Source organism: Tomitella cavernea (assembly GCF_016599145.1).
Classification (GTDB): domain Bacteria; phylum Actinomycetota; class Actinomycetes; order Mycobacteriales; family Mycobacteriaceae; genus Tomitella; species Tomitella cavernae.
In genome coordinates this window covers 1-7,027 of the sequence record NZ_JAENKO010000088.1, presented here as the reverse complement: position 1 = coordinate 7,027, position 7,027 = coordinate 1, and the positions used below count along the sequence as shown (strand labels likewise).

The 7,027-nt window shown below is 71.0% G+C and carries 7 protein-coding genes; 5 read left to right on the top strand and 2 right to left on the bottom strand.

What is annotated here, in order from left to right; all coding sequences use genetic code 11:
- Positions 1-289 precede the first annotated feature (289 nt).
- Positions 290-1,573 (top strand): ATP-dependent Clp protease ATP-binding subunit ClpX, encoded by a 1,284-nt coding sequence (gene clpX, locus JJ683_RS18260; RefSeq protein ID WP_200176217.1) that lies wholly within the window; start codon positions 290-292, stop codon positions 1,571-1,573.
- A 169-nt stretch (positions 1,574-1,742) separates the two neighbouring features.
- Here clpX and JJ683_RS19515 read toward each other — a convergent pair whose 3' ends face one another.
- A complete protein-coding gene (locus tag JJ683_RS19515; RefSeq protein ID WP_200176215.1) occupies positions 1,743-2,111 on the bottom strand; it encodes a hypothetical protein in 369 nt (122 codons plus the stop codon).
- A gap of 21 nt (positions 2,112-2,132) precedes the next feature.
- On the opposite strand from JJ683_RS19515, the gene JJ683_RS18250 reads away from it, so the two are divergent.
- Positions 2,133-3,545: an amino acid permease gene (locus JJ683_RS18250; RefSeq protein WP_200176213.1), complete on the top strand. Its 1,413-nt coding sequence runs from the start codon at positions 2,133-2,135 to the stop codon at positions 3,543-3,545.
- Between the two features lie 531 nt (positions 3,546-4,076).
- Here the strand turns inward: JJ683_RS18250 and fdhD are convergent.
- A complete protein-coding gene (fdhD, locus tag JJ683_RS18245) occupies positions 4,077-4,898 on the bottom strand; it encodes a formate dehydrogenase accessory sulfurtransferase FdhD (RefSeq protein WP_200176211.1) in 822 nt (273 codons plus the stop codon).
- Positions 4,899-4,984: 86 nt separating this feature from the next.
- On the opposite strand from fdhD, the gene JJ683_RS18240 reads away from it, so the two are divergent.
- From JJ683_RS18240 to JJ683_RS18230, 3 genes are all read left to right on the top strand, one after another.
- A complete protein-coding gene (locus tag JJ683_RS18240) occupies positions 4,985-5,626 on the top strand; it encodes a GNAT family N-acetyltransferase (RefSeq protein ID WP_307811046.1) in 642 nt (213 codons plus the stop codon).
- Positions 5,627-5,641: 15 nt separating this feature from the next.
- Positions 5,642-6,247: a molybdenum cofactor guanylyltransferase gene (locus tag JJ683_RS18235; RefSeq protein ID WP_200176209.1), complete on the top strand. Its 606-nt coding sequence runs from the start codon at positions 5,642-5,644 to the stop codon at positions 6,245-6,247.
- A 158-nt stretch (positions 6,248-6,405) separates the two neighbouring features.
- Positions 6,406-6,834 (top strand): hypothetical protein, encoded by a 429-nt coding sequence (locus JJ683_RS18230; RefSeq protein WP_200176207.1) that lies wholly within the window; start codon positions 6,406-6,408, stop codon positions 6,832-6,834.
- The last annotated feature ends 193 nt before the right edge of the window (positions 6,835-7,027 follow it).

Here is a 7,027-nt window from a genome sequence, read left to right as displayed (position 1 = left end):
CGGCGCGGCGGCGGCCCCGCGGCCCGCAGATGCGGCCGGCGCGATCGGGTAGCGCGCCATGCGGGTGCCGAATGCCGCCGCCGGTGGCGGCGAGCGGGTACCGTCGGTAGGCGACCGGCGGATGAGAAACGGGGCGCCGGGGCCGGCTGAGATCCGGTTCCGTGCCACCGCGGTGCGGACGGCGTCCGCGCCGCCGGTGCAGGGCAGAGCCGAGGACGGCCGCGGTGATACGGCGGCGGCGTAGGACGTGCACGATCGCGGGCGAGCGAGAAAGTAGGGGACGGCGGACATGGCACGCATTGGTGACGGAGGCGACCTGCTCAAGTGTTCCTTCTGCGGCAAGAGCCAGAAGCAGGTGAAGAAGCTCATCGCCGGCCCCGGCGTGTACATCTGTGACGAGTGCATCGATCTGTGCAACGAGATCATCGAGGAGGAGCTGGCCGAGACCGGCGACGTCAAGCTGGACGCGCTGCCGAAGCCCGGCGAGATCCACGAGTTCCTCGACAGGTACGTCATCGGCCAGGACGACGCCAAGCGCAACCTCGCCGTCGCGGTGTACAACCACTACAAGCGCATCCAGGCGGGCGACAAGTCGCGCGACGCGCACGGCGAATCCGTCGAGCTGATGAAGTCCAACATCCTGATGCTCGGGCCCACGGGGTGCGGCAAGACGTACCTGGCGCAGACGATGGCGAAGATGCTCAACGTCCCGTTCGCGATCGCCGACGCCACCGCGCTCACCGAGGCGGGCTACGTGGGCGAGGACGTCGAGAACATCCTGCTCAAACTCATCCAGGCCGCGGACTACGACGTCAAGCGCGCGGAGACGGGCATCATCTACATCGACGAGGTCGACAAGATCGCCCGCAAGAGCGAGAACCCGTCGATCACGCGCGACGTGTCCGGAGAGGGCGTCCAGCAGGCGCTGCTGAAAATCCTGGAGGGCACGCAGGCGAGCGTTCCGCCGCAGGGGGGACGCAAGCATCCGCACCAGGAGTTCATCCAGATCGACACCACCAACGTGCTGTTCATCGTGGCGGGCGCGTTCGCGGGGCTCGAGAAGATCGTCGACGACCGGGCCGGCAAGCGCGGGCTGGGCTTCGGCGCGGAGGTGCGCTCGCAGGCGCAGGCCAGCGCCGAGGCAGGGGACCGGTTCGCGGACGTCATGCCGGAGGACCTGATCAAGTTCGGCCTCATCCCCGAGTTCATCGGGCGCCTCCCGGTGGTCGCCACGGTGACCGACCTGGACAAGGATGCGCTGATCAAGATCCTCTCCGAGCCGCGGAACGCCCTGGTAAAGCAGTACGAGCGGCTGTTCGACATGGACGAGGTGGAGCTCGAGTTCACCGACGACGCCCTCGAGGCCATTGCCGACCAGGCCATCCTGCGCGGAACGGGCGCTCGCGGCCTGCGCGCGATCATGGAAGAGGTCCTGCTGCCGGTGATGTACGAGATCCCGGGCCGGGACGATGTCGCCAAGGTGGTCGTGGACGGCGACACCGTGCGCGAGAACGTCAACCCTACGATCGTGCCGCGCCCGGCGGGCGAGGAGCGCCGCGAAAAGTCCGCGTGACGTCGTGAGGTAGGTCATGGGCAGCGCCCCGGCGGGGATCCCGCCGGGGCGCTCGGCTGTCAGGGGGCGTGCACCGCGTTGGGTGGACTTCTGGCTGGAGAACGGCGGGAGCGAGAACAGCCAATTGTCCACCGAACGCAGTGCGCGGCGTTGGCGGAGTGCACCGGACTCAGATGCGCTCGAAGACCGTGGCGAGCCGCCGGCAGGCGCGGGCTGCGCGGGTCTGGGCCGCGAACGCCTCGTTGTGGTCGATGACGCCCGTGTCGCCGAAAGTGAGTCCGGCGCGGTCGAGTGCCTTCGCGGACGAAGGCACCGGGCCCGGACCCATGGCCTTCGGCTCGGCGCCGGCGACCGCTCGGAGGACCAACCGGACGACCGGCGTCTGCCCCTGCGCGGCGGCCCCGCGTCGTAGGGGACGAGGTTCGCACGGTGACGGTGCTCCGGTCCGGGCGCCGGAGGTTCTGCGGGTGTAATGCGGGCGACGTCGGAGGCAGGCGTGTGCGAGGCCCGCAGCCCGGCCGGGGACAATGCCAGTCATGACCGACACGGACTCGGCGGCATGACCGACACCGCGACGGAGGCGTCCCCGGCGCCACCCGAACGTCGACGGGGACTTCAGCGCGGCCTGTCCACGCGGCACATCAACTTCATCGCCCTCGGGTCCGCGATCGGCACGGGGCTGTTCTACGGCTCGTCCGAGTCGATCCAGGCGGCGGGGCCCGCCGTGCTCGTCGCCTACATCATCGGCGGCGCGGTCGTGTACTCGGTGCTGCGGTCGCTCGGCGAAATGGCAGTGAGCGACCCGGTGGCCGGGTCGTTCGGCGAGTACGCGCGCAAGCACCTGGGTCCGCTGGCGGGATTCGTCACCGGCTGGACGTACGTCTTTGAAATGGTCATCGTGTGCATCGCGGACGTCACCGCGTTCGGCGTCTACATGGGCCTGTGGTTTCCGGATGTGCCGCGGTGGATCTGGGTGCTGGCGATCGTCCTGCTGCTCGGCGCGGTGAACCTCGTCAGCGTCAAGGTGTACGGCGAGCTGGAGTTCTGGTTCACGATCGTCAAAATCTTCGCGATCGTGGCGATGATCGCGGGCGGGGCGGCGATCATCGTGTTCGGCTTCGGCATGGACGACGGCGCCACCGGTATGAGCAACCTGTGGGCCGACGGCGGGTTCGCGCCGCACGGGGTGGGCGGCGTCATCGCGTCGCTGGCGATTGTCATGTTCGCGTTCGGCGGCACCGAGATCATCGGTCTGACCGCCGGCGAGGCGCAGAACCCGGAGAAGGCCATCCCGCGGGCCGTCAACACCGTCCCGTTGCGGGTGCTGCTGTTCTATGTGCTGGCGTTGGGCGTGATCATGGCGATCATGCCGTGGAGCCGGGTTGATTCCGAATCCAGCCCGTTCGTGTCGATTTTCACGTCGCTGGGGATGCCCGCGGCGGCGACGGTACTCAACGTTGTGCTCATCACCGCGGCGCTGTCCGCGATCAACAGCGACATTTTCGGCGCCGGCCGCATGATGTTCGGAATGGCGGAGCAGCGGCACGCCCCGGCCGCGCTGGGCAGACTCACCAGGGGCGGGGTTCCGTGGGTGACCGTGGTGCTCATGGTTGCGGCGCTACTGGTGGGCGTGGTGGTCAACTACCTCATCCCGGACAGGGTGTTCGTGGTCATCGCGTCGATTGCGACGTTCGCGACGGTGTGGGTGTGGCTGATGATCGTCGCCTCACAGGTGGCCGCGCGCCGCAGGATGACCCCGGAGCAGCGTGCCGCGTTGCGCTTCCCCGTGCCGCTGTGGCCGGTGGCGCCGGCCGCGACGATCGCGTTCATCGTGTTCGTCTGCGGGGTGCTCGCGTACTTCCCCGATACCCGCGTGGCCATCATCGTGGGCGCGGTGTGGCTGGCGTTGCTGGCGGTGGCCTACCGCCTGTGGGTGCGGCCACGGGGCCGAGTGACGTCCGCCGCCGGCTGACGGATCGGTGCGGCGCTCGCCCGGGGCTGCCGCCGCGGCGAGGCGCGACGGCAGCGCCATCACCTGCGGCGGCCGGCGTGCGGGCGCCGCATAGAATTCGCCGCGGAGTCTGCGGGCCAGCGTCCCCGGATACGCGCACGCGACGATGCCGACGCGACATGTGCAGTTCGACGGCGGCGCGCGGCGTGAACGACCCGGCGTCGGAAAGCTCGGCCCACCGGTGCGGGCGCTGCGCGTCGGCGCGCACGGGATGCGAGACGCCTACCGCACCTGGGCGTGACTGCGCGAAAGTGTGCTGATGATCCGGCCGGACGGGCATGTGGCGAGGCGAGTTTCGGCGGCTCCCGGAGACCAGGCGGAGGCCGCAGGCACGGGCGCTCACCGCCGCGCTCACCGCCGTGCTCGCGCGGTAGCCTCCGGGCTCGATCAAGCAGATTTTGCACACACCGTATGACTCCACCACGCGGAACGTGCGAAATCCGCGTGGTCGGCGGGACGCGGCCGGCCGGCGGGGCGGGTAGGGCCAGGCGCCTACGCGCCGGTGACCCGGTCCGGCCGCGAGTAGACATTGAGTCCGCCGTCGCGCACGAACCCGATCAGCGTGATGCCCGCGCGTTCGGCCAGGTCGACCGCGAGCGAGGACGGGGCGGACACGGCGGCCACCACGGGCACCCCGGCCATCGCGGCCTTCTGCACCAGCTCGAACGACGCGCGCCCGCTGAGCATCAGCACCCGCCCGGACAGCGGCACCTTTCCTTCGCGCAGCGCGGCGCCGAGCACCTTGTCCACCGCGTTGTGCCGGCCGACGTCCTCGCGCAGGCGAAGCAGCGTGCCGTCGACGCCGAACAGCCCCGCCGCGTGCAATCCGCCTGTGGATGCGAACACTTTCTGCCCGGTCCGCAGCAGACCGGGCAGCCGGGCGATGACGGCGGCGTCGACAGCAGCGGGGTCGGCCGCGGGCGGGTGCGCGCTGACGGTTTCGACGTCGTCGATCGAGGTGGTGCCGCACACCCCGCACGCCGAACTCGTCAGGAACGACCGGCGCCTCTGCACTCCGGCCGCCCCGTTGCCCAGCTGCACGTCGAGGACGTTGTAGGAGTTGGTCCCGTCGTCGTCGGCCCCGGCGCAATACCGCATGACGTGGACATGCTCGCGTTCTGCGACGATCCCCTCGGCCAGCAGGAACCCGTGCACCAGGTCCATATCGTCGCCTGGGGTGCGCATGGTGACGGTCAGCGCGGCGCCGTCCACGCGGATCTGCAGCGGCTCCTCGACCACCAGGGTGTCCTGGCGGGTGTGGTGCCCTTCAGGGGTGCGCCGGACGATCCGCCGGCGGGTGGTGATGCGGCCCATGCCCCTCATCTTGGACCGTGGCGCCGCCGGATGCACAGTCCGTGTTCATCGGGCGCGCGCCGCCGCGGAAGTGGCATCCTGGTGCGGTGTCCTCCACACAGAAGGTCCCATCCCGCCCTGCGGTGCATGTCCGCCTGGCCGACGGCGACGACGTCCTCGATATTGCGCGCGTGCTCGCGGACGCGTTCCACGACGACCCGCTCATGGCCTGGATCGTGCCGGACGAGCATGCCCGCCCCGGCGCTCTTCAGCGGATGTTCGTGGTGGGTCTGCGGTTCCATCACCTGGGCCTCGGCGGGGTGGAGGTCACCGACGGCGAGTCCGGGCGTCTCGCCGGCGCGGCGGTGTGGAATCCGCCGGGACGATGGCAGGCCTCGCATGCCGCGCAGCTGTTGTCGGTGCCGGCGGAACTGCTGGCGCTGGGCCGCGCGGCGCGTCTCGCGGGCGTCGTGGACGAAGCGCTGGCGAAGGCGCACCCCGCGGAGCCGCACTGGTACCTCTCGGAGATCGGGACCGGCCGTGCGGCGCGCGGACTGGGCCACGGTTCGGCCCTCCTGCGTTCCCGGCTGCAACGGTGCGATGCGGAGGGGGCGCCCGCCTATCTCGAATCGAGCAAGCGGGGGAATCTGCCGTACTACGAACGCTTCGGGTTCGTCACCACCGGTGAGATCCGGGTGCCGGACGGGCCGTCGCTGTGGGGCATGTGGCGCGAGCCGCAGGGGCAGTGACGTGATGATCAACGAATGAGCACGTCGGCCGGCGTCGCCTGCGGAGTCGTGCTCGCAGGGGGCCGTTCACGCCGGATGGGGCGCGACAAGGCCACCATGGCGTGGGGCGGCAGGACGATGCTCGACATCGTCGTCGCGGCGCTGGGCACGCGGTTGCCGCAGGTGTTCGTGGTCGCAGCACATGGCCAACGTTTTCCGGCGCCGGTCGGCGCCGAGGTGGTGGTGGACGCGGTTCCCGACCAGGGGCCGCTGCGCGGGTTGGAGGCGGGGCTCCGCGCGGGCCGTGCCGCCGGGTACCCGTGGGCGTTCGTGGCAGCCACCGACATGCCGCTCCTCACCGCTGACGTGGTGGGCCGGCTGCTCGACGGCGCTGCGAGCGGGGCACCGGACGCCGTGATCGCCGTCGCCGGTGGCCGGGACCACCCCCTCGCCGGGGTGTACAGGACGGGCCTGGCCGAGGGCATCGACGCGGTCGTCCGGTCCGGGGAGCGGAGCGTGCGGGGGTTTCTCGAGAGCGTCACCGTGCGCAGAGTGGTGCTTCACGGCGCGGACGCGCGGGCGGTGTTCAACGTCAACACCCCCGCCGATGCGCGCGCCGCCCGCGGCCATGGCATCGTGTGACCCGTCGCCGGCCCGCGAGGGGGCAGGGCTCGTGCGCAGCGCCGGGCCGAGGTTGCAGCGGGACCCGGTCGGGCGGGTGCCCATGATCAGAGGGGAAGTGCGTGATGCACACACGTGGAATCGTCCGAGTCGTCTCGGGGATCGGTGTTGTCGCGGCAGTGGCTTTGCCGCTCGCGGCGTGCGGGTCGGACTCCGGAGGCGGTTCCGCCACCGGGGGCGACGCGGTGGCGATGATGCAGTCGGCCATGGACGGCGGGGGCGCGGTCACCTGCGAGATCACCGACGCGGAGCAGCCGGGCTCGATGAGCATCGCGGGGGCGGACCGCTACCGGATTCTGGCGCGGTCCGACGGCGAGACGGTGAATCTGTTGCGCGACGGCTCCGACGTCTACGTGTGGAAGGACGGCGGCACCACCGGAATGAAGACGACGGCCGACTCGCAGACGGGCATGACGCTCCCGAACATTCAGGAGGCGATCGACCAGGAGAGGGCCGCGCCGACGGTGGACATGGAATGCGCCGCGGACGGCGACGTGGACGCGAAACTCGTGGCGCCGGACGAGGTGGAGTTCCAGACGGTCCCGTAGCCGGGGGCGGCGGTCTCGTGTAGTAGTGGTGCCCGGACGGCAGGAGGCGACCCGCGGCGTGGGAGGCGGAAGAATGACCGGATCGGTACGCGCGGCGGTGCGCGCCGCGGTGGCGGGCGCTGCGGCGGCCGGGGCGGTGGCGGCGCTCGCCGGGTGCGGCTCGTCGGGCTCCGAGGCCGGAGCCGAAGGGGCG